This window comes from Meiothermus cerbereus (genome assembly GCF_051297115.1).
Lineage (GTDB): Bacteria > Deinococcota > Deinococci > Deinococcales > Thermaceae > Meiothermus > Meiothermus cerbereus_A.
On sequence record NZ_JBEVAL010000044.1, the window covers coordinates 1 to 24,367 of the forward strand.

The window sequence follows — 24,367 nt, forward strand, 5'->3', positions numbered from 1 at the left end:
AGCCCAGCTGATGATGCCGCTGTTGCTGGCCCCGGTTACCTCGAAGCCGACGATGTCGACATAGCTACCGCGCACGTCGATGCCAAAGAGGGCGCCCTGGGCGTTGAGCTTGGCGCCCCAACGGGTCTCGGAGGCAATGGTGATGCGCTGAGAGGCAGTACCGGAGACGGTGACCTGCACGGACTCGCTGTAGTTGCCCGGGAGCACCCGCAGGACGTCGCCGGGCTTGAGCCGCTGAACAGCATAGGCCAGGGTGGCCCAGGGGCGCTCGCGGGAGCCATCGTTGGCGTTGCTGCCGCCAGGGCCCACGTAGTAGGTGGGCCCGCTGGGTAGGGTGTAGCCGCCATAGTCGGCACTGCCCGAACCGCCGCCCGGCCCGCCGCTGCCCGAACTTCCGACCTGCAGGTTCAGGGTGGCGCTGGCGCTCAGACCTTCGGCATCGTAGACCCTGATCACCGCGGTGTTGCTGCCGCTCACCAGCGGAATCCAGAAAATGATGTTGCCGCTCTGGGTGGGTTGAATTGAGATGTCCTGTTCGGAACCACCGTTCACCTGGCGGGTCAGGCGGGTGACGGCCTTGTCGTCGCTAACGCTCACCTCGGCCCTGGTGCCGGTGCTGCTGATGGTGGCTCCGTTGGATGGGCTAAGGATGCGTAGGCTGGGCCTCTGGTTGGAAGAAGAGGAGGGGGGTGATACCTGACCGTCGGTGGCGCAGGCCGCCAACAACCCGACCAGCAGAAGGAAGAACCTTTGTTTCATTAGGCATAGCTCCTTGGGTAAAGGCGTCTGGTTTACCCTGGCTGGGACGGGAAGAAGTACCGCCCTGACCTCAGCCGTTACAGACCATATAGGAGCAAGCAAAGATTTTTTTCAGAGCAATGTTAAGTGCATCTTTAGAAAAGTAACGCGACAAGTCACACCCTTATGCTGTGAAGGCTTATCGGCAAGCGGCAAACAAACATGCCTCTTCTCACAAGGCCCCTATTCTTTAGAAGGCAGGGGGCTTGTGGGGCCCCAACCCGCAGAAAACGGAAGGACGTGTATGTTAAATGAACTGCTGCTGGCTTTGTTGGCGACACTAACAGCTATTGTCTTTGTGGGGTTAAGCATTCCGATTGCGCGTCGCCTGGGTATTGTTGACCGGCCAGGGGCAATCAAGATTCATGCCCTGCCCACCCCGCGCTTTGGCGGTGTGGGGATTGTGGCCAGCGTGCTGGTCTGGGGTTATTACACCCAGGCGGTCTCTGGCTGGGCCTTACTGGGACTGTTGATCATTGCCCTTACAGGTGCCCTGGACGACCGTTTCGGCCTTTCGCCCAGGCTGCGCTTGCTGGCCGAGCTGGTGGCGGGGCTTGGGCTGGGCCTGCACTTTTGGGAGCCTTTGGGTGGGCTGGGCGTGGTGCTGGGCGTGGTGCTGGTGCCGCTAATGTCCAACGCGGTAAACCTAATTGACGGCATGAATGGCCTGGCCGCCGGCAATGCCCTTATTTCGGTGGCAGGGATGGCCGTTTTGCTGTGGCAAGGCTCAACCGAGGCCGGTCTGACGCTGGTGCTGGCCGGAAGCCTGCTGGGCTTCTTGCTGTGGAACTACCCCCGGGCCAAAACCTTCATGGGCGACTGCGGCAGCTTGAGCATTGGCTATCTGCTGGCCATGCTGCTGCTGGTGGCTGCGGGCCAGGGCTGGGCCACGTTTTTGGCTGCGCTGGTTATGGTGGGTTTTCCCCTTTACGACACGGCTGCAGGCATTATCCGACGCTGGCGCCGGGGCAAGCCCATTTTTGACGGAGATCGTGACCACACCTACGACCGACTCGACCAGCTTTACCTGCAAGACCCGGCCAAGACTGTGGTGGTGGTATGGCTGGTGAGCGGGGTTTTGGTGCTGGTGGGCCTTGTGGTAAGCCAGGTGGGCATCGGCACAGGGTTGCTTTTGAGTGTTTTGCTGGCTGGCATTTTGTTTTGGGGGGCGTACAGGCTGGGCTCGCTGTAGGCCCTTGCCGATGCTGGGGGGGATTTTCACAAAGACCAGGCCCGGCCCACCTGGAATGCCCGGTCTGGGTGTGCATGCCAAAGCCACCGGTGGGGCAGTAACCGCCCGCCTGGTTTTGAGCTATTCGGCGACACGCTCCTGGGCGGGGCTGTCTTCCAGCGCCCGGCGGCACTCGCGGAACACGTAGAGCACCAGGAGGGTGAAGGGTATGTCGAGCTCGAGGGCTTCTTGCACGGCAAAATAGCGTGCTGGATCGGAGGCCCGAGCGCAAGGGGCCAGAGTGGCCCACAGTTTGAGCAGGCTTTCGCGGTTGCGCGGAAGGGTTTCCTCGAAACGCTTGAGGGGGTTGGTTGGGGCGTGCATTTTCAACAGGTAAGGCCGAGCGGACTCAGTCACGCCCTCAGGGTAGACCTGGCTGTGTTTTTCAACAGTATTCCAGATTAAGCACCAACCAACCGTTTAGCCAGGAGGATCTTGGGCAGCTCTGTCTCCAACAAACGCTCTTCCAGCTTGAAGGCGTTGCGCATGTAAATGGGGTCGGCAGTGTTGCCCATTTTTAGCTGGAGGTACTGGTCCAGGGTGATGGGGCTAAAAGGCAGGGGAGAGATAAGGGGAACCATCAGGTTCATCAGGGCCAGAGGAATTGGGAGCAGGGGTTTGTGGGAGCCCAGGGTATCGCGCACCAAAAGCAGCAGTTCGCGGAAGGTGTATTCTTTAGGCCCAACCAGGTTGTAGCTGCGGTGAATGGTGCCAGGGCGCTTTAAGGCTTGTTCGAAGGCCATGGCTACGTCCCCTACCCAGATGGGGCGGAAAACAAAGCCGCCATCGCCAATCAGGGGTATGAAGGGGAGAGGGGCGGTGACCAAGCCCTTCAGCACACCGCCAAAAAATTCATCGCCCCGGCCAAAAATCAGGCTTGGGCGCAGAATGGTCCAGTCCAGCCCGGAGGTCTGCACCAGTTCTTCGGCCTCGGCCTTGGTCTCGTAGTAGCGGCTGCCGGTGCCGCGGGCGGTGCCCAGCGCAGACATGTGCACAAAGCGGGAGGTGCCGGCTGCTTTGGCGGCGGCGAGGCTGTGGTGCACCCCCTCCACATGGGCCTGCCGGAAGGTCTGGCCGTCCCGCTCGCGGATGATGCCCACCAGATAGATAAGCGCTTCCTGGCCCTGGGCCGCCTCGAGCAGGCCCTCGTTTTTGGCAGCATCGGCCACCACATAGCGCACCCCCTCGAGGGGCCCCTCACCGCGCCTCGAGGCCACCGTTACCTGGTGACCCTGGGCCAGCAGGTGCTGGGCCATGTGGCTGCCCACATAGCCGCTGCCGCCAATAAGGAGAACCTTCATGCCCACCTCAGACTGCTTGCAGCATTCGGCTCTGGGCCTCGAGTTCCAGGGACTGGCGGTCTACCAGATAAATTTTGCGGTAGCCAGTGTCCAGAAGACCCTCGTGGCGCAGGTCGGAGAGCAGCTTGCTAACCGACTCGCGGGTAGAAGCGGTGGCATCGGCGATTTCTTCGTGGCTGGCGGTCACAAAAACCCCACGCTCGTCGCGCCCCTGGGCGGCAGTGTCGGCCAGGTAGAGCAGGTAACGACAGATGCGGCTGCGCAGCTCGCCCCATTGGAGGTGGGTTTCGTAGGCCTGTACCTGTGCCATCTGGTTGGCCAGGCTGGCTGCCAGGGCCCGCAGGTCGTCGTTGGAGAGGGTTTTGGGATCGACCGCAAAAGCCGCTGCTTCGGTGAGGGCTTCGGCGGTGTACTTGTACTGCCGCTCCGAGAGCACCTCCTCGCCAAAGTAGTCCCCCGGCAGCACGTGGCGCAGGGTGAGCTGGCGACCATCGGGTAGTATCTCGACGATGCGCACCAGGCCGCGCTCGAGGTGGTACAGCGCATCTGCGCGATCGCCTGCCCGATAAATCACTTCTTTCCTGCGTACTTTTTTCATACTGCCTCCTTGCTGCCAAACTTGCGCTGCAACCAGTGTGCGCCTCGAGCGATACCAGCACTTTTTCTGCTTACCACAAGCCAGTCTCCTTTAGGGTTGCCGAAAGCGCTTCAGCCAGGGCTCGGGGGTCGTTGCCCATGTAGCGCGCCCCCAGGCGCTCGACCAGGCGGGGGTCGCTGGCCGCGGCCCGTCCACCCACCACCACCAGCGGCGCCAGGTCGCGCAGGGCCTCGTGGGGCAGCGACTCCAGCGAAATGGGCTGCACCGCCGAAAGCACCACGGCTTTGGCCCCGGTGCGCTCGGCAAACAACTTGAGGTCGGCCAGGGGGGTATTGGGCCCCAGGTAGTGCACGGTGTAGCCCGCCCGGCGCAAGAACAGGGCGGTAATCAGGCTCCCGATCTCGTGCTGTTCACCCGGCAGGGTAGAGACCACCAGGGTAGGCCCCAGCGAACCCCCCATCAGGCTGAGCAGGCCCTGCAACGAGCCCCGCAGGTAGGTGCTGGCAAAGTGCTCCTGTGCGGTGCTAACCCGGCCCATATGCCAGCCATCACCAATGCGGCGCAGGCAGGGCGAGATTACCTCCATCACCACCGTTTCTATCGGGTGCAGTTTGTAGGCTTCCGAGAGGACGCGCTCGGCGGCTTCGGTGTCGGCCCGCAGCAGGGCTTCTTCGAGCTCCCTGGAAAGGGCCTCGGGGGGACGGGGGCCTTCCTGGGTCAGGCCCTCGAGGTAGCGCTTGACGGCCTGGGCCGGGGCCACGCCATCGGCAATCCATTGCTTGATGTGGCGCAGGGCCTCGAGGTCGGTCTCGCTGTACAACCTGTGTCCACCCGGCGAACGCTCGGGCCGGGGGAAGCCATACCGACGCTCCCACTGGCGGAGCAGTGCACTCGAAAGCCCGGTGCGCTCCTCTACTTCGGCAATGGTGTAAACCCCCAGGTCGCTTCGCATAAGTAAATCCCTCTGTTAAAAAATAGGATACGCTACTGTATAACTTATGTCAAGGGTTTGCGGAAGTATGTGTCCAAAGTTTGTTCAGTTTTAGGAACCCATCCCAAGAATGAGGTCATCCATGCGCGAATTATTCCCCGACCAACGCCAAACCGCCCCCCTTACGCTGGCGGCCCGCAGCAACCTGTGGCCCCTTACGGCCCTGGGCTATGAAACCTGGCGCAAGCGGGCGCTCACGCTGCTTTCGGGCCGGCCTTTCCCTCTAGAAGAGGAGTTTTCCCTGATGCTCCAGTCGGTGCAGCCGGTGGCGGGGCGGGATTTTTTGGATCTGGGAACCTCTACGGGCTTATATGCCAGGGCTTTGCTCGAGGCGGGGGCAGCGCGGGTCTTTGCCCTCGACCTTTCACCCGCGATGCTCAAAGTGGCACTAAGGAAAGCCAGGGGACACGCAGGTTTCGTACCCCTGCTGGCTCGAGCCGAGGCCATCCCGCTGCCCGAGGCCTCGGTAGACGGGGTGCTGGTGGGGGGTAGCTGGAACGAATTTTCCAACCCCCAGCAGGTGGTGCAGCAAATGTACCGGGTGCTCAAACCGGGGGGGCGGCTGTGGATTATGTTCAGCCACCGCTCCGAAAGCCCCCTGCAGCGCGCCTTGGAATGGGCCGGGCTGCGCTTTCTGGCCCTTCCGGAGCTAATGGATTTGCTGTCCAAAAATGGCTTCAAGATAGACGGCTGGCGGGAAGGCTCGGTAGGATTTGTGAGAGGGACAAAAATCACTCCCGGAAGATAAAGGCATCTTTGTTTCATAGCAGTTTTTAAATCGGTGTCTCAGGAGATTCAGAATGGAACCTAACTGGCAAGCTGTATCGGAAATTATCCGTCGCCACTCGGCTACGTTCTACTACGGTAGCTTGCTGTTCTGGGGCGAGGCCCGCAAGGGTGCCTGGGCCGTGTATGCCGCCTGCCGCATCGGGGACGATGCCGTAGACGAGTCTTCCAACCCGCTGGGAGATTTGAATGAATGGTGGGCGGGAATCGAGCGCGCCTATGCAGGGGTTCCCAGGGAAGGCTGGGAAGCGGCCCTGGCCTGGGCCTTACAACGCTGGGACATCCCGAAACAAGCCTTTGCCGACATGAAAGAAGGTTTTCTGGCCGACCTCAATCCGGTGCGCCTGGAAACCCTGCAGGAGCTTTACACCTATTGCTACCGGGTGGCCGGTACGGTGGGGCTGATGATTGCCCCCATTGGCGGGGCGGGCGAGGCCGGGCGCGACGCCGCCATCAAGCTGGGCCAGGCCATGCAGCTCACCAACTGCCTGCGCGATGTGGGGGAAGACCTGGCCCTGGGGCGGGTCTACCTGCCCGCCGAGCTGATGCGCAAGTACGAGGTAACCATTGAAGACCTGCACCAGGGCTGCATTAGCCCGCGCTACGTGGCCCTGATGCGCGAACTGGCCCAGGAGGCCCGCCGGCTCTACCGTGAAGGCCTGGCGGGCCTAAAGTACCTGCAAACCGGGCGCGGGGCCATTGCCCTGGCGGCCCTGCAGTACCAGGGCATTCTGGACAAGCTCGAGCTGAACGGCTGGGACAACCTCTCACGCCGGGCCTCACTATCGGGCCTCGAGCGGGTGCTGCTTCTGCCCAAGGCCATCTGGCTACGGTGCGCTTGAAGCACGGTTCAACCCATTTTGAACGAGCCCCATCTGCGGTATCATTCGCCCGAGATGCCAGACTTTGATGTGGTGGTGGTGGGCGCGGGGCACAACGCCCTGGTAACGGCGGCCTATCTGGCCCAGGCGGGCTACCGGGTGGGGGTTTTCGAGCGGCGCAAGGTGCCGGGCGGGGCGGTCTCGACCATTGACCATGAGGGTTTCCGCTTCGACCTGGGGGGCAGCGCCCATATCCTGATTCGCCTGACGCCGGTGGTGGACGAGCTCGAGCTCTACAAGTACGGGCTGGAGTACCTCGAGCTCGACCCGCTCTTTCACGCCTCCGACGCCCAGGAGAGCTGGTTTGTCTGGCGCGACCCCGAGCGCACCGCCCTCGAGCTGGACGAGCGCTACCCGGGGCAGGGCCAGGCCTACCGCCGCTTCATGCGCGACTGGCTGCCTTTTGGTCAGGCCGTCAAGGAGGCCTTTCTGGCCTCGCCCAGCCCGCTCAACCTGGGGCGCAGGATGGTCTGGGGGGCCGGCTTCGGGCGCGACTGGCAGAAGCGCCTGCCGCAAATTTTGCGGCCCTATGGCGAGGTAGCCCGGGAGTATTTCAGCGAAGAGCGGGTGCGGGCCCCCCTGGTCTGGATGGCCGCGCAGTCCGGGCCGCCGCCCTCCGACCCGCTTTCGTCGCCCTTTTTGCTGTGGCACCCGCTCTACCACGTGGGCGGGGTGGCCCGGCCCAGGGGTGGCTCGGGTGGCCTGTCGCTGGCCCTGGTGCGGGCCATCGAGGCCAAAGGCGGCCAGGTGCACCTGGACAGCCCGGTCTCGGAGATCATCGTCTCGAGCAACCAGGCCGTGGGAATTCGCCTTGCCGATGGGCAGAGCGTAAGTGCGCGGGTGGTGGTCTCGGGCGCGCACATCCAGAAAACCCTGGGGATGTTGCCAGCCGACAAGACACCCGAAGTGGCTAAAGGTTTGCGGGTCGGCAACGGCTTTGGCCTGATTCTTCGGTTGGGGCTTTCGGAAAAGCTGCGTTACCAGACCCACCCCGCCGACGAGGCCCGCATTGGGCTGGGTCTGCTCATCACCAACGAACTGCAACTTTACCGGGCCTATGGCGACTACCTCTCGGGCGAGCCCACCCGCGACCCGCCCCTGATCGCCATGAGCTTTAGCGCGGTGGACCCGACCCTGGCCCCCCCAGGGGGCGAGACGCTGTGGCTGTGGGCGCAGTACTACCCCCACAAGCTGGCTTCCGGGACGTGGGAAACCCGCGCTGCCGAGGCCCGCGAGGGGGTGATTCGGAGCTTTGAACGTTTTGACCCCCAGATTCGCCGCAAGATTGTGGCCGAGCTGGTGCAGACGCCGCTCTGGTTGGAAAACGAGTTCGCCATGCCCGCCGGAAACGTGATGCACCTGGAGATGACCCCCGACCAGATGTTTATGTTCCGCCCCTGGCTGGGGGCCCACGAGTACCGCTTTCCCGGCATTAAAGGCCTCTACCTGACTGGGGCCAGCACCCACCCCGGCGGGGGCATCATGGGCGCCAGTGGGCGGAATGCGGCCCGGGTGCTGCTCGGGGACCTGAGCCGCAAGCGGGTGTAGATACTGGTGATATTACAGGTGATATCATTGCAAAGACGGTTAGTCGAGCCAGCTCGATGAATAAATCGAGCAAATGCGCCTTCCACCGCCGAAATGCGCTATGAGGAGGTAGCGAGGGTGCTCGAGGCCCTTGGGTTTGAAGAAGTGCGCTCGAGCGGAAGCCATCACATATTTCGCCACCCAGACGGTCGAATGCTGACCGTACCCAAACACAAAAGGACAGGTGGTCAAGGCTACTTACTTCAAACAGGTGCTAAAGCTACTACCGGAGGAGGAGACATGAAGAGGCAATCTGGGCGTAAGCCTTTGGAGTACTACCTGGGCCTGCGCTATCCCGTCACGCTAATTCCCGAGGCCGAGGGGGGTTACACTGCCACCATCAACGATCTTCCGGGTTGTGTCTCGGTGGGTGAGACCGCAGAAGAAGCCTTGTCCATGATCGAGGATGCCCGGCGCTTGTGGCTCGAGGTGGCCTACGAGCACGGCGACGAGATCCCGCTGCCCTCCACCGAGCGGGAGTACGGCGGTAAGGTGCTGGTGCGGATGCCCCCCCGCCTGCACCGGCGGCTTTTAGAGCAGGCCGAGGCCGAAGGGGTGAGCTTGAATCAGTACATGGTGGCGCTGCTGGCCGAGGCCAGCGCGCTAAATGTGGTGAGACGCGAGTTGGGCGGTCTGCGGAGCGACCTTCAGGCGCTGAAACAACGCTTGGACGACCGGGACAAGGAGCGGCAGTACCAAACCAGGCCGTAGTTAGGTTGCCTGGTGAAGGTGTCCACGGAGCCCGTGCGACGTCTAATTCCCGGCCCGCTTTGTAACCCTGGCTAGCGTGTTTGGGGCGTTGAGGCGTAGCCTGTTGGAAGGTGAGCGAGCCTTACGACTACATCATCGCCGGTGCGGGTGCGGCGGGCCTGAGCCTGGCCTACCACATGGTGCAGGCGGGCTTGGGAGATAAGCGAATTTTGCTGCTCGACCGGGCTCCCAAAACCACCAACGACCGCACCTGGTGTTTTTGGGAAATAGGGGAGAATCCCTTTGAGGCGGTGGTTTTCCGCAAATGGAATCAGGTCTGGTTCCACGGCGAAGGGATTTCTCGGCGGCTCCAGATCGCCCCTTATGCCTACAAGATGATCCGCGGCCTGGACTTCTACACCTTCATGAACCGCTGGCTTGAACAGCAACCCAACATTTCGCTTCAGTGCGGCGAGATCACCCACATTCAGGAAGGCGAGCGGGGGGCGGTGGTGGGGCTGGAGGGGCAGACCTTTACCGGGCGGTGGGTTTTCAGCAGCCTGTATGCGCCTCCCCCCAAAAACCCCCGTTACCACCACCTGCTCCAGCACTTCAAGGGCTGGGTGGTTCATGTGCCCAGGCCAGCCTTTGATACCGAGGCTGCGACCTTTATGGATTTTCGGGTCGAGCAGCAGGGCCAGGTGCGCTTTGTATACGTGCTGCCCTTCGATGCCCGTACCGCGCTGGTGGAGTACACCCTGTTCTCGCCCGAGCTTTTATCGCCAGAGGCCTACGATGCAGGGCTGCGTGAATACCTCGAGGGCGTGTTGGGGCTGGAAAACTACCAGATCCTCGAGGCCGAGTTCGGCGTTATCCCCATGACCGACGCCCCCTTCCCCCGGCAGTCCAGCCCCCACGTGGTTCACATCGGAACTGCCGGGGGGCGCACCAAGGCCTCTACCGGCTACACCTTCCAGCGCATTCAGCAGCAGTCCCGGCGCATGGCCGAGGCGCTGGCCCAGACCGGCCAGCCCTTCTACCCCGAACCGGCCTTCCGGCGCCACGCCTTGATGGACAGCGTGCTGCTCAACGTGCTGGAAAAGCAGCGCAGCCCCGGCCCCAGGGTGTTTGCCGACCTGTTCCGCCGCAACCCCCCCCAGCGGGTGCTGCGCTTTCTGGACGAGCAGACGGGCTGGCTCGAGGACCTGCAAATTATGGCCTCGGTGGATATTCCGGCTTTTGCTAAAGCCACCCTGGATGTGCTGGGCAGGCGCTGGCAGCGGGCAAAACTGGGCAAGGTGGCCCCAAAGCGGGGGTAGTGTGGAGTTGCTCATCACGCTGCTTGCATTTTTGCTGGCCTGGGGGGGGCTGGCGCTGTTTGGGCCCCAGGGGGCTGGGGTGGGGCCGGCCTGGTTGCGCGGGCTGGGTGGGTTTTTGGGTATGGGAATGGCGCTGCTGGGGGCGGTGCTGCTGGTGCTGGGCGGGGGTGGGTTGCTGGGGGTGGCCCTGGCAGTTTGGGGCTGTGTGCTGGCCGCTCTGGCGGTCTGGGGTGGTGATCTGCTCTGGGTTGCCCGCCGCCCGCAGCTGGGGGTGGCCTTGCTGGGCGGTGGGCTGGGCTGGCTGGTGAGCCGGGAGGCGGCCATGGGGGTGTGGGCCGCATTAGCGGCCAGCGCTATGTTCCAGATTGTATGGCTGCTCAGGCAACCGGAGGCCCTGGCCCGGCTGGGTTGGCTGCGCCTGCACCTGAAAGCCTGGATGGTGCTGCTGGCCCTGGCGGTGCTGGTGCGCGTTCCGGTTCCGCTCTTGCCGGAGGCCTTCCCCCTGCTTGGCACGGTGCAGATGGTGCTGATTAGCCTGGCGGCACTGCTGTGGGGATGGGGGCGAATCGGAGTGCGAATTGTGCTGCTGGCTGGCCTGGCTTTTGCCCTGGGGCTTTGGGTGGAGCTCCTGGGCAGCAAGACCGGGATTCCCTTTGGTGTGTATTCCTACCAGGGCGCACCAGGGCCTACCGTTGGGGGCGTGCCCTTGATTGTGCCCCTGGGCTGGTTTGCCCTGGTGCTCTCGGCCCACGTGCTGGCTGGGGGGCGGCCCTGGCTCTCGGGCTTGCTGGTGGTGGCCTGGGACCTGGGATTGGAAGCCCTGATGCCCGCCAAAGGTTACTGGACCTGGCAAGACCCCCATCCCCTCTGGTACGGCGCACCCATCCAGAACTACCTGGCCTGGTTTGTGGTGGGTGCGGCAATTTCCTGGATGTACGGGCGACTGGCCCCAACCCTCCACCAGGAGGGTGCTTTTGCCTGGGCCTACCGCTTAGAGGCCCTGTTTATTCCGCTGGGCCTGGCCCTGTTTGGCCTGTGGCCTGCGGCCCTGGTCTCGGGTCTGGCGATGAATGCGCTGGCCTGGCCGGAGCACCTGGGGCGATTTATCCGGCGGGGGGCTCATGGGTAAGGGCAGGGTGGCATGATGCGACCATGGGAGCAGTTGCTGGCAATGGCCTTCAGGGCTTTGTTTCGCCGCACTGTTGTGCGGGGCCTGCGGGGGGTATGGGTGCGGGGTGTGTTGCCGCAGAAAACATGCCTGCTGGCGGGCAATCACCACTCCTGGTGGGACAGCTACTTGCTGCCGGTCTTGCTTTGGGGCGCAAGGAAACCCTTCAGGATTGTGGTGGGGGAACGCCGCTTGCGGGAGTTTGCTTTTTTTCGCCACCTCGATACGGTCTCGGCAGCCAGGCCCCGCGATGCGCTGGGGGCATTGGCCCAGGGCCAGGTGCTGGTGGTGTTTCCCGAGGGTGAGCTACGTCCGCCGGGGCCGTTGGGAGGGCTTAACAAAGGGGTGGTCTGGTTTGCCGAGAAGGCCGGGGTACCCATCGTGCCGGTGGCCTCGAGGGTGGTGTTGCGGGGGCACGAGTTTGCTGAAGCCTACCTGGTGTTTGGCGAACCCATAGGGCCCGATTTGCGTTTGTTGCAGGAGCGCCTGGAGCAGATGCTCGCCGAGCTGGACAGCCAGATTCGAACCGCACCTGCCGAGGAACCGCTGCCGGGCTTCGAGCTGCGCCTGGCTGGACGCAAGAGCACCCACGAGCGCATGGCCGGTTGGGGTGCGGCGCTGGGCAAGCTGATGGGGGTACTGGAACACAGGAAACCCTGAAAATGTATGGTTGGCAGAACTGCATGTTGAGCTTCCTTCTTTACTTCGCGCTTTTTTGGCTGGGTCTGAAGCTGTTTGTCCTGCTGATTAACGGGGCGGTTTTCCCGGTTTTGCGACGGGGGCCACTGCAAGGCAAGCGCCCCACGGTTTCCCTGCTGATCCCAGCCCGCAACGAAGCCCACAACCTGGTGGAAACCCTGCCAGGTTTTTTGCTCCAGGAGGTCGAGGAGATTCTGATCCTCGATGACCACTCCACCGATGCCACGGCCAGGGTAGTGGAGCAGTTCAGCCGCCAGGATACTCGAGTGCGCCTGATTGCAGGCCTGCCCAAGCCCGAGGGCTGGATGGGGAAGACCTGGGCCTGCCAGCAACTGGCCGGGGCAGCCCAGGGCGAGGTGCTCATCTTTACCGATGCCGATGTGCGCTGGGGTGAAGGGGGGGTGCAGGCAGTGCTGGCCCGCATGGAGCGGGAAAAAGCCGGGCTGGTCTCGGTGTACCCGCGCCAGATTACCCCCACCCTACCGGAGCGGGTTTTGTTGCCCTTGATTGACGACGTGCTCTTGTGCTACCTGCCTTATCCCATGATTTCAACACCCTTTCCCTCGGCGGCTGCCGCCAATGGGCAGGTCATGGCCTTCACTCGGCTGGCCTACCTGGCCGTGGGGGGGCATGCGGCGGTGCGGGGGGAGGTGCTCGAGGATGTGCGGCTGGCACAAAAAGCCAAGGCGGCGGGCCAGCGCATTGCACTGGCCCTGGGGGGCCGCCTGGTGGCGGTGCGGATGTACCGCAGTTTTGCCGAGATTGTGGAGGGCCTGGGCAAGAACCTGATTGAGTTTCACGGGCGCAGCCGCCTGCTGCTGGCCCTGTCGTATATGGGGCATCTGCTGGCCTATATGCTGTGCTGGCCTCTGGCGCTGTTCGACCCTTTGTGGCTGCTGGTGGGGGGTATGGGGCTTGTGGAGCGCCTGCTGCTCAACCTCAAAACCGGGCGGGAGTGGTGGGAGGTGGTGCTGGTTCCGCTGGCACCACTTTATGCCACGCCCATCTATTTGCGTTCTGGGCAAAAAAGGTATACCTGGAAAGGACGAGAATATAGCCGATGAAGGCCATTGTGATAGGGGCGGGTTTTGCGGGGCTGGCTGCGGCCTTGCGGCTCAGGAAGGCGGGGCTCGAGGTCACCGTTATCGAGCAGTTCGACCAGCCGGGCGGCAAGGCCATCGGCTGGGAGGGAGTGCCCAGCGGGCCCACCGTCCTGACCTTGCCGGAGATTCCCCGCATGATTGTGGGCGCCTTTGGTAAAAGCCTGCCAGAGCTTAAGCCGGTCTCCCCACTCACCCGCTACACCTGGCCGGATGGGCGGGTGTTCGCGCCAGAGCTGGATCTGGAGGCCACCCTAAGCCAGCTCTCGGTGCAGGAAGCCCAGCATTACCGGCGCTTGTTGGATCAGGCCAGAACCATGTACGAGGGAGCCAAAGACACCTTTATCTTTGGCCCACCACCCCCGACCTATGGCCTGCTGCGGTATGGCCTGCGCGACGGCCTGAAGGCCCACCCGCTAAAGCCGCTCTCGCGGCTGGTGGCTTCGGGCCCTTACCTGACACCTTTTTTCCTGCGTTTTGCCACCTACCTAGGGGCCAACCCCTACCAGGCCCCGGCGGTGCTGCACAACATCGCCTGGGTGGAGCTGGGGCTGGGGGTTTTTCACCTGGCGGGGGGTATGCGGGCCCTGGCCGATTACCTCTTTGGGCTGGCCCAGGCCCAGGGCGTACGGTTTTTGTTTGGGCAGCGGGTGCGGCAGATGCAGCGACTCCCAGGCCGCGTGGGTGCGCTGCAAACCGACCAGGGCTGGCACAGCGCCGACCTGTATATCTCGGCTGCCGACCGGCACTTTACCTTGCAGTGGCTGGGACTGCCCATGCCGGGGTATGCCCTGGGCGTATCGGGCTTTGCTGTGCTGATGAAGCTCAGCGAGGCGTTGCCGCTGGGCCACCACATCTTCTTTTCGCAGGACTATGAGGCCGAGTGGCGCGAGATTGCCGCCGGGCGCTGGCCGCAGGACCCCACCCTGTACCTGCACACCGATGGCGATACGGCTTTTTTACTGGTCAATGCGCCGAGTCTTCCCCATGTCGGGTCGGGTGTGCAGGGCTATGCGCAGCACCTGCTGGCAAGGCTAAAGCGGCTTCACCCGCTGCCCATTGCAGCCTGGCGGGCCATGAGCCCACAGGACTACAGCCAGACGGCCTGCCGGGGGGCACTCTATGGGCGGGCCCCGCATGGGCTTCTGGGGGCCCTGCGCCCCGGCTGGGCGGTGGCCGGTCTAGGCAACCTGGCCCAGGTGGGCGGAACCGTACATCCGGGTGGGGGCGTGCCCCTTTCGCTGCTCTCGGGCTGGAATGGGGCTGGTTGGTTGCTGGACAGGTTTCTGGGCCAGAAGGGAGGGACGGCTTGAGGCGGGTGTGGCCAGAGCCCAGAGGCTACCCCTGGGGGCGTTTTGCCCACCTGCCCCGCTGGGCGGGTGAGCCTTTAGCCCTGCTCGAGGAAGGGGCGGCCCTGGGGCCGGTTTTTGCCCTGGGCCTGGGCCGTTTGGCGGTGGTGGGCTATAGCCCCGACTGGAACCGAAGGCTGCTCACCGACCTGGAAACCTTCCGTTCCAGGGGCAGTTTTTCCAGTCTGGTTCCCTACCTCAACGGCGGCATCATCACCACCGACGCCCCCGAGCACAAACCCAGGCGCCAGGCGCTTAACCCCCACTTTCACGCCAGGGCCCTGCGGGGGCTCGAGGAGCGCCTGCGGGTGGCATTGCAAGAAATCAGACCCAAAGGCGAGTTCGAGGCCGGGGCCTGGGCTTCCCGGGTGGCCCAGACCAGCCTGAACGTGGCCTACTTTGAGGGCCAGTTTCCCAGGGCCGAGCTGGCCCGCTTCCTAGCACCCCTCAAGCAGCCCTTTCCAGCCCCGCTGTTGCCCCGGCCACGGCTTTTTGCCCAGGTTCGCCGGCGGGTGAAACAGATGCAAGCCGCGGGCTATGGTCTGGCGGCCCACCTGCCCACAGAGGAGGTTCTGATTGGATTGGCTGCAGGCTACGACACCACCGCCCACACCCTGGCCTGGGCCCTGTGGCACGCGGCCAGCTACCCCGAGTGGCACAGCCCGGCAGGCCATCCTTTGCTCATCAAGGAAACCCTGCGCCTGTATCCCCCTGGCTTTATTGGAAGCCGCCGGGTGGCTAGTGCGCTCGAGCTCGAGGGATACCTGATCCCCAAAGGAGCCCTGGTGCTCTACAGCCCCTACCTTACCCACCGCCACCCAGCGTGGTGGGTAAGGCCCCAGAACTTCGACCCCTCGCGCTTTTTGGGGCGTATTCCGGCCTGGGGCTACCTGCCTTTTGGTGGGGGAGAGCGCACCTGCTTGGGAATGCATTTTGCCCAGATGGTCTTGCTGGTGGCGCTTTCGCTCCTGGGGCGGCTTGGGCCCTTGCGGGGCGACCCAGAGCCCAGGCCCGGCCTGACCCTGGCTCCCCGGGGCGAGCTATGGCTTTATGCGGGCGAGTAGGGTAGAACAGCTCAAGAACAGGCCCAGTCTTCCCTGGTTATTTCCATTGGCACAAAATCGGCTTTGGGGGTCAGGCCAAAATTGAAGCGTGGGGCCTGGGCTGGTGGGGCATCTACGTAGCGAAAGCCCGCTTTTTGAAAGGCCCGTTGGGCGCGGAGGTTGTGCTTGTAGGTGCGTAGCTTTACCTTTTGTAGCTTCAGGGTGCAAAAGGCGTACTCGAGCACCGCTTTAACCGCGTCGGTGCCGTAGCCATGCCCCCAGCGATCTTTGGCACCAATCAGGATGCCGAGGGTGGCCTCGCTGTGGCTCATTTCGTAAAGCTCCACTGTGCCCAGCCACTCACCCTGCTCGTCGAGAATCCCAAACCCTATCCGGTCGCCCCGGCTGACCTCGCCCATGACCACCCGCTTGAAGAGCCACAAAGGCATTTTGAGCGGACGGCTCCCATTCCAATCGGCAATTTCGGGATCGCGGAAGCAGTCGTAAAACCGCCGCCATTCGGTCTCGGTGAGGGCTTCGGTAAAGGGTTTGAGGGTTACCTTCCCGTAGCGAGGCCAGGTGTTGCTGAGCGTCACGCTTTTAGCATACGCCAAAGCGATGAGAGCGATTCCCACGAATACCCAGTACGGCGGGTTTTTGCTGTATTACTCCGCACCGCGTGTGGAGTAATTGTGGGAGGCGCGATGAGGGCTTCCAAAGGAAAAGCACACCCGTGGAAACCCTCAAACCTTGTTTTGCCTATGGCTGGCCCGATGCAGGCCTTACGGGTACAACCCCAGCAGGGAGCGCGCCTCGAGCACCCGTGTGGCAGCCACAATGTAGGCCGCGGTGCGCAGCGAGACCTTTTTGTCCTGCGCCACCTGCCAGACAGCCTCAAAGGACTGGCGCATGAGGCGCTCGAGCCTGGCGTTAATTTCGTCTTCGGTCCAGAAAAAGCTGTTGAAATCCTGCACCCATTCAAAGTAGCTAACCGTAACCCCGCCTGCGTTGGCAATCACGTCGGGTATGACCAGTATCCCGCGCTCGACCAGAATGTCGTCGGCGGCGGGCGTGGTGGGGCCGTTGGCACCCTCGGCGATAATTTTGCACTGCACTTTCCAGGCGTTGGCTTCGGTGATTTGCTTTTCTAGGGCAGCCGGAACCAGGAACTCGCAGGGGGTGGTCAGCACCTCGGCTGCGGGAATGGGCTCGGCTTTGGGGTAGCCTTTTACACCGCCCATCTGCTTGGCGTACGCGGTGAGGTCGTAGGGGTCTATACCGCCATCGTTGCGAACACCGCCCGTTACATCCGATACCGCAACAATTTTTGCTCCGTGGTCGTGGAAGATGCGGGCAGCAGCGTTGCCCACATTGCCAAAGCCCTGCACCGCTACCCGGCTACCCTCCAGGGGCAGCCCGATTTTTGCTGCGGCGGCTGCGGCCGTTACAAACACCCCGCGCCCGGTGGCGTCTTGCCGCCCCAGCGAACCGCCCACCGCGATGGGCTTGCCCGTAACCACGCCCGGTGCGGTGCGCCCCACGTTCATGGAGTAGGTATCCATCATCCAGGCCATCTCGCGGGCACCGGTGCCCATGTCGGGGGCGGGGATGTCCTTGTCGGGGCCAATGATGATGCCAATTTCGGAGGTGTAGCGCCGGGTTAGGCGCTCAATCTCGCCGGGGCTTAACTTGCGGGGGTCTACCCGGATGCCTCCTTTACCCCCACCGTAGGGCAGGCCCACAGCAGCGTTTTTGATGGTCATCCAGGCCGAGAGGGCCATGACCTCGGAGAGGGTTACGTCCTGGTGATAGCGAACCCCACCCTTGGCCGGGCCCCGGAAGGTGTTGTGGTGAACCCGGTAACCCTCGAAGTGGGCTACCGAACCATCGTCCATCTGCACGGGTACATCCACTACCAGGATGCGCTTGGGTCGCTTGAGGTCTTCGACCCAGAAGGCCAGTTTGCCCAGATAGGGGGTGACGCGGTCAACCTGGGCCAGGTAGATTTCCCAGGGGCCGATATTGTCGCTGCAAAGATAAGAAAGGGGTTCAGATTTCATACGTTCCTCCGGATAACGGATAGCTGGCTGATGTGTGAAGGTACCGGTTTTTTAGCCATCAGGGATAGACGCCCCGCAGGCGGCTGGCCTCGTTGATGCGCTCGACGGCCAGGGCATACGCGCCAACCCGCAGGTCGCCCTGGAGGGGTTTGGCCCGCTCGAGCACGGCTTGCAGGCTTTGATGGATAAATTCGCGAAGCTTCTGATGGAGCTCTGCCTCTTCAAAGAAGAGCATGGAGAGGTCTTGCACCCACTCGAGGTACGAGAGCACCAGGCCCCCGCCGTTGGCCAGGATGTCGGGCACAATCTGGACGCCCTGGAGCTTAAGCAGGTACTCGGCCTCAGGGGTGATGGCGCCATTGGCCCCTTCCAGCACCACCTGGGCGGCAATTTGCTGGGCATTGTGCTCATGGATAACGCCCTCTACGGCAGCGGGAACCAGGTAGTTTACTTTTAGCGAGAGCAGCTCATGATTGGTGATGAACCGCCCTCCGGGGAAACCCTCGAGGTGGCCATGCTGGGCGTAGTGTTGCTCGAGGGCAGCCACATCCAGCCCCTCGGGGTTGTACACGCCACCCCGGCTGGTGGAGACTGCCAACACCTTAATCCCTTCCTTGACCGCATAGCGGGCCACTGCACTACCCACCTGTCCAAAGCCCTGAATGGCCATGCTGGCCCCGGCCACCGGCCAGCCCTTTACCTGGGCTAAGTCGGCCAGGGTATACACCAGGCCCTGGCCGCCGCCTTCATCGCGGACGGCCACCCCGCCGAGCTGGGTGGGCTTGCCGGTTACGGCGCTGAGGGCAGTCTGGCCCCGGGTCATGGTAAAGGTGTCCTGAAACCAGGCCATTACGGTTGCGTTGGTGCCCACATCGGGGGCCAGCACGTCTTCGTCCGGCCCGATGAGTTCGATAAGCTCGGTCACGTAACGGCGCGAAAGGCGCTCGAGCTCCCGCCTCGAGAGCTTGGTGGGTTCTACCACCACCCCCCCTGCCGAGCCGCCAAAGGGCAGGCCAAACACCGCCGATTTCAGGGTCATCCAGGCCGCCATGCCGCAGGTCTGGCCCAGCCCCACCTCGGGGTGGTAGCGCACGCCCCCCAGCGCAGGGCCGCGGGCGATGTTGTGAATCACCCGGTAAGCGGTAAAGTTGCGTACGGCCCCATCGTCCATCACCACCGGCAGCGAGATGCCCACCATGCGTTTGGGGTGGGTCAGGTACTGGATGGTAGCGGGGTGAATTTTGGCTACCTGGATGGTGGCCTCGAGGCGGCGCAAAAAACTATCCCACAGGCTCGAGTCTCCAGGGGGGCGGTAGGCGTTTCTGAGTGGCATTGTGAAACCTCCGTGATGTAAAGCAGGGCTATTGTGGCACAGTTTGGACTGGGCGTTTGCCCCTATTTTCAACGCCTATGAGTATACCTGCCCCCAAGATTCCAAGCCGACAGGGTGAGCTGGACTGGGGCAGCCCTGAAGCTGGGCCCACATTGCCGAGCTTTGCACCAACCCGGTAGGCTGTCAAAGGTGATGATATGAGCGAAGCCCGTACCCTTGAACTGGTTTTTCCTGAGCACGCCAACCCCGGCGGCAACGCTTTTGGGGGTTTTGTACTGGGCCTGATGGATAAGGTGGGTTCCTATGCGGCCATTCGTCACGCCCGCAAACGCTGTGTGACGGTTCGGGTAGGTGAGGTGGTGTTTGAGGTGCCCATCAAGGTGGGCGATTTGCTGGAAGTGGAGGCCAGGGTAGTGCGGGTGGGCCGCACCTCGCTGACGGTAGAGGTCGAGGTCTACCGTGAGAACCTGCGTGAGCCCAAGGTGCTGGCGACCAAGGGTAACCTGACCTACGTGGCTGTCGATGAACATGGCAAACCTACGCCGGTGGAAGGGTAGGCATTGCCTGAAGGACCGAACCTGGCCCGGCGTTAGGCCTGGTGGTTTGTCATGGATGCGCCCAAACCGAAGGGAGCCATCTTTTAGCCTCGAGCGGGGTTAGCTGACCCGCACCAGCTCGCGCTGGGCCAACGCCTCGAGCTCATCTCGGTAAGCCGAAGGGGGGAGGGTTCGCAGGGCCGCAATGGCCTGCTCCACCCGCATTGCAATGGTATGGATGACCTCGAGGTCGGCGCCCGAAAGCACAGCTAACTCTTGCAATCGGGCAATATCGCCTGCTTTGCTGGCCCGGCGCTTGAAGATGGCCCCCACTTCGTCGGGGTAGGCCTCCAGCAGCCGCAGGGTGATGAGCGTAACTTTGCCCTCGCGCACATCCCCGCCTGCCGGCTTGCCCAGCACCTCGGCTGTGCCCATCAAGTCCAGGTAGTCGTCGCGCATCTGAAAAGCCTGGCCATACAAGGAGCCAAAGCGGGCCAGGGCCTCGCGTTGAACTGGGGGCACATCCCCCAGCACCGCGGCCCCTTCGCAGGCGACCCGCATGACCGAGGCGGTTTTGCCATCAATGATGCGCTCGTAATTTTCCAGTGAGTAATCGTGCAGCGCTGCCACCTGAAACTGTAAGACCTCGGCCTCTGAAAGCTGTCGGGCGGTTTCGGCAAACATGGCTACCAGCTCCATTCGTCCGGTTTGGGCCAACAACGCCATCAGCCGCGACAGCAGGTAGTCGCCCGATAGCACCGACACCGCGTTGCCATACTTGCGAAAAGCGGCTTCCTTGCCGCGCCGGGTCTCGGCGTCGTCTACCAGGTCGTCGTGCAAGAGTGAGGCCGAGTGTAACAGCTCTACCGCCAGGGCCAGCTCCATGGCGCCTGGTACACCCCCCAGGGCGTTACTGGCCAAAAAAACCAGCCGGGGCCGCACACGCTTCCCCCCTGCAGTTACCAGCTCTTCTTCAATGAGCTGGACAAACTCCACCTCCGACCGAACGACATCCCGCAAGCGTGATTCAAACTCAGATAGCTGGGTTTCAAGGTCGAGGGTGAAGGACTTGATGCTCATCCAAATGATTATAGCCCCCATCCCCCTGCACAACCGGGGCTCTCGTCCCTATTGACCGGCTCAGGGCAGAAAGGTGGGCATTTTGTGTAACCCCAACAGAATCATGGTACAGCCGGAACCACAGGAAATGTCTTTGATTCGTTCTTTTTACTGCATCTCACCTAAAACACCGAAAAGAGCAGCTTTTGCGTCCGGTAAATTTTGTCCTGCCCGAAGCAGAATGCCTCAGCTGGGGTTCATATCACCCGATCATCTCCTCTCTCCATTTGGGGTTCAAGACGAAGAACGAGAGCCGACTAAGCCCGGCCAGAAAGTCTACGTTCTCCACCGCTACTTCCTTGGGTACTTCCAGAACTGCTGGAGCGAAGTTCAGGATACCCTTTATCCCTGACTCTACCAGACGATCGGCTACAGCCTGGGCCGAATCAGCAGGAACTGCCAGAAGGCCGAAATCGATGCGCCTTTCGGCTACGGCCCGTGGCAGGTTGTCCATGCTTTCAACCTGCAAACCCCGGAAGGTGGTGGTGATTTTGGAGGGGTCACGATCGAAGAGGCCCCGCAATTCGAAAATCTCACTAAAACCAGGGTAGTCAGCAATGGCCTGACCCAACCGACCCATGCCCACAATGCAGAGCCCCCAGCGGCGGTTCAGGCCCAGGATTTGCCGTAACTCACGGCGCAAAACCTGTACCGTGTAGCCCACTCCCCGGGTGCCATAGCTGCCAAAGTAGGAGAGGTCTTTGCGTACCTGAAAGGCGGTAACCTGGGCTTCTTCGGCTAGCTGTTCGGAGGAGGTGCGGTTGATACCCCTGGCCTCGAGGTCTTCTAAAATCCGCAGGTACGTGACCAGACGAGAGATGGCCGCACTGGGTACTTTAGCCATAGGCAACTCCTGTTGGGTGCATTTAGCGAACCTCCAAAACCTCGAGGCCCCTGGTTCGCAGGTCCGCTGCAGCCGCGGCGGTATCTTCCAGGGGCCCTACCCGTACCTTAACCAGGCCGCCCTCCTGCACCAACACCACCGGGTAGCCTGCCTGTCGTACAGCTTCGATCACTGCCTGGGCACTTTGGGCGTTGCGGAAAGCCCCAACCTGAAGGTAGCGGCTGGTTGCAGTCCCGGTTTCGGTTTGAGGTGGTGCAGGCGAAGCCGGGTTGGTGGCCGGAACCCGTCCTACTTGTGGTTGGTACAGGCCAAGGGTACCGGCGACGGTGCGGGCTCGATCCTGGCTGTAGGGGCCGACCCAAACCCGGGTCAGGTTATCGCTGGCCTCGAGGCCCACCGGATACCCCTGCTGACGCAAGGTTGCGGCCAGGCGCTCGGCGTTTTCGCGGTTGCTAAAGGAACCTACCACCACCCTCCAGCCACCCCCTGCCTCAGCGGTCAGGTTCGGGCGCTCGGCTTTTGCCACAGGTGCGGGGCGAACCTGCTGGGGGCTGGGGGTTTTTTGCTCTTCTACTTTGGGCGGTGCCGGGACAGGCTTGCCAGCAGGTGAGGGGGCAGGGGGTGATTGTGGAACAGGTAGCACCGTAACCACAGCCTCGGGCTCTACCTGGGGTTTCGCTTTAGGTGGAGTGGAGGTTTGCTGCGGGGGCTTGGGGGTTGTGGGGGCGGCCTGGGGTGTTGGTGGGGGCGGTGTGGGTTGTTGTGGAGTGGGGGCAACACTCGAAGGGGGCGACTGGCTCCCTTGCGGCCCGCTAAAGGGATTAACCCCAACCAGGAAAAACACCACACCTGCCATAATGGCCGCAACCAAGAGGAAAATTAGTGCATCCAGCCAGTTCGCTCGAATCCAACCCATGCCATCAATCTACCGCAATAAGTCTCGGGCGGGGGCATAGCCCAGGTCAGCCGAACGTTGCCAGGCCCGTCGGGCTTCGGCCACCCGGCCCAGTGAGCGCAGGGTGAGGCCCAGGTTGTACCACGCCACGGCATTGCGGCCATCCAGTGCTACGGCTTGAGAAAGCACCCGCTCCGCATCGGAGTATTTGCCCGCGGAGTAGAGTGCCGCGCCAAGGTTGGCCGCGGTTGCAGCACTGGGGGCCAGGGCTTGGGCTTTTTCAAGCGACACAGCGGCAGCGGCATAATCCTTAAGGCTAAACTGTGCCACCCCAAGGAAGAACCAGGCTTCGGCATTGTCGGGTTTTTGTTGGGTTACCTGCAAGAGCGCCTCAACAGCTTCGCTGTAGCGGCGCAGGGTGTATGAAGACTTGCCTTGCAGGAACAAGGCTTCTAGCTTTTCAGCCCCCTGGCTGATCTTGACAGCCATTTGGGCAAAACGACCCGCTTCAGCGGCCTGGCCTAAGCGGTCGTAGGCTGTAGCCAGACCCAGCAGCACCTTGGGCTCATCGGGGTTTTGGGCATAAGCATTCTGGAAGGAATCCAAAGCTCCCCTTGCGTTGCCATCGCGCAGGCGGGCTACGCCCAGATTGTAATGAGCTGCCCACAGCTTGGGGTCAAGACGGATGGCTTCCTGCAGGGAGGCCTGTTGTTCGCGGCCCTGTTGCAGGCTGGATTTTTTGAGTAGTAGTTGGGCCTGCACGGCGTTATCTTTGGCTGCTTCCAGGCCCCGGTCAATCTCGCGCTGGGCCCGTAGGGGCAGCCCTTGGGCAATATAGATGTCGGCGATTTGCGAGATGGCCTGCAGGTTGGCGGGGTCGTTGTTCAAAATCTGGTACAGCACAGGTAGGGCCTCGAGGGGCTTGTTGGCCTTGACCAGGCTATCGGCCAGCAGCGAGGTCAGCTCGGCGTCGCCGGGCATTTTTTCCAGGCCTTTGCGGGCAGCAGCAGCAGCAGCATCGTGCTGCCCTTGCGTGCGTAGGGCCTTAACCTGGCCTACATAAGCAGGCTTTAGTTCGCTGGCACTCAGGCTGGCTTTCTCGCTGACCTCAATTGCCCTGGCAAAGGCTTGGGCGGCTTCGGCAGCCTGGCCCTGGCGGTCACGTACCACCCCCAGGTTGAACCAGCCTTCAAAGCGATTGGGATCGAGAATGGTTAACTGGATAAACTCGAAGGCAGCGCCCCGCAAATCGCCCAGGCGGTACAGGGCCAGGCCCAAACCAAAGTGTGCGCTGTAGTTGGAGAAATCGCGGGCAATTACGGCTTCAAAGCCCTGCACGGCTTCGTTGAGACGCCCGGCCTCGAGGGCAGCCTGGGCCTGTTGCAGGGTCTGCTGAATAGCAGGCGTCGGCTGGTTTTGCTGCGCCCAACCCAGCGAAACAATAAGAAGCGCCGCGCACAAAAGTTGTTTCATAGCGTCTCCTTCAAGTTAAACTCCATCTTGCGGCCTATTGTAGCACGTGAAGAAAAGGCACAAGCGGCAAATGCACTTCACTAGGCCGGAGCTCAAGTATCAGTTTATAGCGCTTTTCACATATTGACCCGCTCAAAACTTGATTGCTGTGTCCTGCACAGCACATTTGCCTCCCGGATGGGAGGCCGCGTCTGTGATAACAGGGTCATTATAGATAAAGTTGGTTGAGCAGCGTAAGGGCGTGTATGGGCTAAACCCACTGAACGGGGGAGGGCCTGGGGGACAGGTGCTGCCAGGGGGCGATTGCCTGTGCTGGTGGCGCATACCGAGCGGCAGCGCCTCTTCTGGTTGGCCTGTCTGGTGCTGGCCCGGGGATCCCCCTGCGGGGCCTGCCGGTGCGGGAGCTTGGCAAACTGCTCCAACAGCTAAGGAAGAGGACAAAGTGACTAGAGGTTAGCCGTAACCCTGACCCCTATTGACACATCTCAAGACCTTTGATATTCTTCTCGTTGCGCTGCTGATACGAAGTCAGGCGCGAGGATCATGAAAAAGGGGTAGTAAGGAAG

At 62.4% G+C, this 24,367-nt stretch carries 24 protein-coding genes and 1 pseudogene; 13 read left to right on the forward strand and 12 right to left on the reverse strand.

What is annotated here, in order from left to right; translation table 11 throughout:
* The coding region (locus ABWU19_RS09910; RefSeq protein ID WP_435901534.1) for a DUF1565 domain-containing protein at positions 1 to 759 on the reverse strand (759 nt) is incomplete at its 3' end.
* 283 nt (positions 760 to 1,042) lie between these two features.
* Here ABWU19_RS09910 and ABWU19_RS09915 point away from each other — a divergent pair.
* A complete protein-coding gene (locus ABWU19_RS09915; protein ID WP_435901535.1) occupies positions 1,043 to 1,990 on the forward strand; it encodes a glycosyltransferase family 4 protein in 948 nt (315 codons plus the stop codon).
* A gap of 120 nt (positions 1,991 to 2,110) precedes the next feature.
* On the opposite strand, the gene ABWU19_RS09920 is transcribed toward ABWU19_RS09915, so the two are convergent.
* The 4 genes from ABWU19_RS09920 to ABWU19_RS09935 all read right to left on the reverse strand — a co-directional run bounded on the left by ABWU19_RS09920 (position 2,111) and on the right by ABWU19_RS09935 (position 4,880).
* Positions 2,111 to 2,386 (reverse strand): hypothetical protein, encoded by a 276-nt coding sequence (locus ABWU19_RS09920; protein WP_435901536.1) that lies wholly within the window; start codon positions 2,384 to 2,386, stop codon positions 2,111 to 2,113.
* 44 nt (positions 2,387 to 2,430) lie between these two features.
* Positions 2,431 to 3,330: a complex I NDUFA9 subunit family protein gene (locus ABWU19_RS09925; RefSeq protein WP_435901537.1), complete on the reverse strand. Its 900-nt coding sequence runs from the start codon at positions 3,328 to 3,330 to the stop codon at positions 2,431 to 2,433.
* A gap of 7 nt (positions 3,331 to 3,337) precedes the next feature.
* Entirely contained in the window at positions 3,338 to 3,928 is a 591-nt protein-coding gene (locus tag ABWU19_RS09930) for a cyclic nucleotide-binding domain-containing protein (protein ID WP_435901538.1), read from the reverse strand.
* A gap of 70 nt (positions 3,929 to 3,998) precedes the next feature.
* A complete protein-coding gene (locus ABWU19_RS09935) occupies positions 3,999 to 4,880 on the reverse strand; it encodes a MerR family transcriptional regulator (RefSeq protein ID WP_435901539.1) in 882 nt (293 codons plus the stop codon).
* Positions 4,881 to 5,001: 121 nt separating this feature from the next.
* Here ABWU19_RS09935 and ABWU19_RS09940 point away from each other — a divergent pair, with 121 nt between their 5' ends.
* The 11 genes and pseudogenes from ABWU19_RS09940 to ABWU19_RS09990 all read left to right on the forward strand — a co-directional run bounded on the left by ABWU19_RS09940 (position 5,002) and on the right by ABWU19_RS09990 (position 15,562).
* The gene (locus ABWU19_RS09940; protein WP_435901540.1) at positions 5,002 to 5,667 is read left to right on the forward strand and encodes a class I SAM-dependent methyltransferase; all 666 of its coding nucleotides are present in this window, start codon (positions 5,002 to 5,004) and stop codon (positions 5,665 to 5,667) included.
* 52 nt (positions 5,668 to 5,719) lie between these two features.
* Positions 5,720 to 6,547 (forward strand): phytoene/squalene synthase family protein, encoded by an 828-nt coding sequence (locus tag ABWU19_RS09945; RefSeq protein WP_435901541.1) that lies wholly within the window; start codon positions 5,720 to 5,722, stop codon positions 6,545 to 6,547.
* Between the two features lie 54 nt (positions 6,548 to 6,601).
* Positions 6,602 to 8,134: a phytoene desaturase family protein gene (locus tag ABWU19_RS09950; protein ID WP_435901542.1), complete on the forward strand. Its 1,533-nt coding sequence runs from the start codon at positions 6,602 to 6,604 to the stop codon at positions 8,132 to 8,134.
* 93 nt (positions 8,135 to 8,227) lie between these two features.
* Positions 8,228 to 8,299, forward strand: a pseudogene (locus tag ABWU19_RS09955) (type II toxin-antitoxin system HicA family toxin); the annotation flags it as partial.
* A gap of 114 nt (positions 8,300 to 8,413) precedes the next feature.
* Positions 8,414 to 8,884: a type II toxin-antitoxin system HicB family antitoxin gene (locus ABWU19_RS09960; protein WP_435901555.1), complete on the forward strand. Its 471-nt coding sequence runs from the start codon at positions 8,414 to 8,416 to the stop codon at positions 8,882 to 8,884.
* Between the two features lie 110 nt (positions 8,885 to 8,994).
* Complete coding sequence (locus ABWU19_RS09965) at positions 8,995 to 10,182, forward strand: lycopene cyclase family protein (RefSeq protein WP_435901543.1); 1,188 nt, start codon at positions 8,995 to 8,997, stop codon at positions 10,180 to 10,182.
* 1 nt (position 10,183) lies between these two features.
* On the forward strand, positions 10,184 to 11,311 hold the full coding sequence (locus ABWU19_RS09970; protein WP_435901544.1) for a carotenoid biosynthesis protein: 1,128 nt from the start codon (positions 10,184 to 10,186) through the stop codon (positions 11,309 to 11,311).
* 12 nt (positions 11,312 to 11,323) lie between these two features.
* On the forward strand, positions 11,324 to 12,010 hold the full coding sequence (locus ABWU19_RS09975) for a lysophospholipid acyltransferase family protein (protein ID WP_435901545.1): 687 nt from the start codon (positions 11,324 to 11,326) through the stop codon (positions 12,008 to 12,010).
* 23 nt (positions 12,011 to 12,033) lie between these two features.
* A complete protein-coding gene (locus ABWU19_RS09980) occupies positions 12,034 to 13,113 on the forward strand; it encodes a glycosyltransferase (RefSeq protein WP_435901546.1) in 1,080 nt (359 codons plus the stop codon).
* A complete protein-coding gene (locus ABWU19_RS09985; RefSeq protein WP_435901547.1) occupies positions 13,110 to 14,462 on the forward strand; it encodes a phytoene desaturase family protein in 1,353 nt (450 codons plus the stop codon). Before ABWU19_RS09980 ends, ABWU19_RS09985 begins: the two co-directional genes overlap by 4 nt.
* A 5-nt stretch (positions 14,463 to 14,467) precedes the next feature.
* Complete coding sequence (locus ABWU19_RS09990; protein ID WP_435901556.1) at positions 14,468 to 15,562, forward strand: cytochrome P450; 1,095 nt, start codon at positions 14,468 to 14,470, stop codon at positions 15,560 to 15,562.
* 11 nt (positions 15,563 to 15,573) lie between these two features.
* Here ABWU19_RS09990 and ABWU19_RS09995 read toward each other — a convergent pair whose 3' ends face one another.
* The 3 genes from ABWU19_RS09995 to ABWU19_RS10005 all read right to left on the reverse strand — a co-directional run bounded on the left by ABWU19_RS09995 (position 15,574) and on the right by ABWU19_RS10005 (position 18,934).
* Positions 15,574 to 16,137, reverse strand: a complete 564-nt coding sequence (locus tag ABWU19_RS09995; protein ID WP_435901548.1) for a GNAT family N-acetyltransferase — start codon at positions 16,135 to 16,137, stop codon at positions 15,574 to 15,576.
* A gap of 186 nt (positions 16,138 to 16,323) precedes the next feature.
* Positions 16,324 to 17,601, reverse strand: a complete 1,278-nt coding sequence (locus ABWU19_RS10000; protein ID WP_435901549.1) for a Glu/Leu/Phe/Val family dehydrogenase — start codon at positions 17,599 to 17,601, stop codon at positions 16,324 to 16,326.
* A 58-nt stretch (positions 17,602 to 17,659) separates the two neighbouring features.
* Positions 17,660 to 18,934: a Glu/Leu/Phe/Val family dehydrogenase gene (locus ABWU19_RS10005; protein ID WP_435901550.1), complete on the reverse strand. Its 1,275-nt coding sequence runs from the start codon at positions 18,932 to 18,934 to the stop codon at positions 17,660 to 17,662.
* Positions 18,935 to 19,131: 197 nt separating this feature from the next.
* On the opposite strand from ABWU19_RS10005, the gene ABWU19_RS10010 reads away from it, so the two are divergent.
* Complete coding sequence (locus ABWU19_RS10010) at positions 19,132 to 19,491, forward strand: acyl-CoA thioesterase (RefSeq protein ID WP_435901551.1); 360 nt, start codon at positions 19,132 to 19,134, stop codon at positions 19,489 to 19,491.
* Between the two features lie 99 nt (positions 19,492 to 19,590).
* Here the strand turns inward: ABWU19_RS10010 and ABWU19_RS10015 are convergent, their stop codons facing one another.
* The 4 genes from ABWU19_RS10015 to ABWU19_RS10030 all read right to left on the reverse strand — a co-directional run bounded on the left by ABWU19_RS10015 (position 19,591) and on the right by ABWU19_RS10030 (position 23,801).
* Positions 19,591 to 20,550, reverse strand: coding sequence for a polyprenyl synthetase family protein (locus ABWU19_RS10015; protein WP_435901552.1), 960 nt, complete (start codon positions 20,548 to 20,550; stop codon positions 19,591 to 19,593).
* Positions 20,551 to 20,791: 241 nt separating this feature from the next.
* The gene (locus ABWU19_RS10020) at positions 20,792 to 21,433 is read right to left on the reverse strand and encodes a redox-sensing transcriptional repressor Rex (protein WP_027876270.1); all 642 of its coding nucleotides are present in this window, start codon (positions 21,431 to 21,433) and stop codon (positions 20,792 to 20,794) included.
* A 22-nt stretch (positions 21,434 to 21,455) separates the two neighbouring features.
* A complete protein-coding gene (locus ABWU19_RS10025; protein ID WP_435901553.1) occupies positions 21,456 to 22,349 on the reverse strand; it encodes an SPOR domain-containing protein in 894 nt (297 codons plus the stop codon).
* Between the two features lie 9 nt (positions 22,350 to 22,358).
* Entirely contained in the window at positions 22,359 to 23,801 is a 1,443-nt protein-coding gene (locus tag ABWU19_RS10030) for a tetratricopeptide repeat protein (protein WP_435901554.1), read from the reverse strand.
* Positions 23,802 to 24,367 lie beyond the last annotated feature (566 nt).

Excerpts from the sequence above, each read along its gene's own strand:
- ABWU19_RS09915 (WP_435901535.1), top strand. The coding sequence starts at position 1,043 with ATGTTAAATGAACTGCTGCTGGCTTTGTTGGCGACACTAACAGCTATT.
- ABWU19_RS09925 (WP_435901537.1), bottom strand. The coding sequence starts at position 3,330 with ATGAAGGTTCTCCTTATTGGCGGCAGCGGCTATGTGGGCAGCCACATG.
- ABWU19_RS09930 (WP_435901538.1), bottom strand. The coding sequence starts at position 3,928 with ATGAAAAAAGTACGCAGGAAAGAAGTGATTTATCGGGCAGGCGATCGC.
- ABWU19_RS09935 (WP_435901539.1), bottom strand. The coding sequence starts at position 4,880 with ATGCGAAGCGACCTGGGGGTTTACACCATTGCCGAAGTAGAGGAGCGC.
- ABWU19_RS09940 (WP_435901540.1), top strand. The coding sequence starts at position 5,002 with ATGCGCGAATTATTCCCCGACCAACGCCAAACCGCCCCCCTTACGCTG.
- ABWU19_RS09945 (WP_435901541.1), top strand. The coding sequence starts at position 5,720 with ATGGAACCTAACTGGCAAGCTGTATCGGAAATTATCCGTCGCCACTCG.
- ABWU19_RS09950 (WP_435901542.1), top strand. The coding sequence starts at position 6,602 with ATGCCAGACTTTGATGTGGTGGTGGTGGGCGCGGGGCACAACGCCCTG.
- ABWU19_RS09960 (WP_435901555.1), top strand. The coding sequence starts at position 8,414 with ATGAAGAGGCAATCTGGGCGTAAGCCTTTGGAGTACTACCTGGGCCTG.
- ABWU19_RS09975 (WP_435901545.1), top strand. The coding sequence starts at position 11,324 with ATGATGCGACCATGGGAGCAGTTGCTGGCAATGGCCTTCAGGGCTTTG.
- ABWU19_RS09980 (WP_435901546.1), top strand. The coding sequence starts at position 12,034 with ATGTTGAGCTTCCTTCTTTACTTCGCGCTTTTTTGGCTGGGTCTGAAG.
- ABWU19_RS09985 (WP_435901547.1), top strand. The coding sequence starts at position 13,110 with ATGAAGGCCATTGTGATAGGGGCGGGTTTTGCGGGGCTGGCTGCGGCC.
- ABWU19_RS10000 (WP_435901549.1), bottom strand. The coding sequence starts at position 17,601 with ATGAAATCTGAACCCCTTTCTTATCTTTGCAGCGACAATATCGGCCCC.
- ABWU19_RS10005 (WP_435901550.1), bottom strand. The coding sequence starts at position 18,934 with ATGCCACTCAGAAACGCCTACCGCCCCCCTGGAGACTCGAGCCTGTGG.
- ABWU19_RS10010 (WP_435901551.1), top strand. The coding sequence starts at position 19,132 with ATGAGCGAAGCCCGTACCCTTGAACTGGTTTTTCCTGAGCACGCCAAC.
- ABWU19_RS10015 (WP_435901552.1), bottom strand. The coding sequence starts at position 20,550 with ATGAGCATCAAGTCCTTCACCCTCGACCTTGAAACCCAGCTATCTGAG.
- ABWU19_RS10020 (WP_027876270.1), bottom strand. The coding sequence starts at position 21,433 with ATGGCTAAAGTACCCAGTGCGGCCATCTCTCGTCTGGTCACGTACCTG.
- ABWU19_RS10025 (WP_435901553.1), bottom strand. The coding sequence starts at position 22,349 with ATGGGTTGGATTCGAGCGAACTGGCTGGATGCACTAATTTTCCTCTTG.
- ABWU19_RS10030 (WP_435901554.1), bottom strand. The coding sequence starts at position 23,801 with ATGAAACAACTTTTGTGCGCGGCGCTTCTTATTGTTTCGCTGGGTTGG.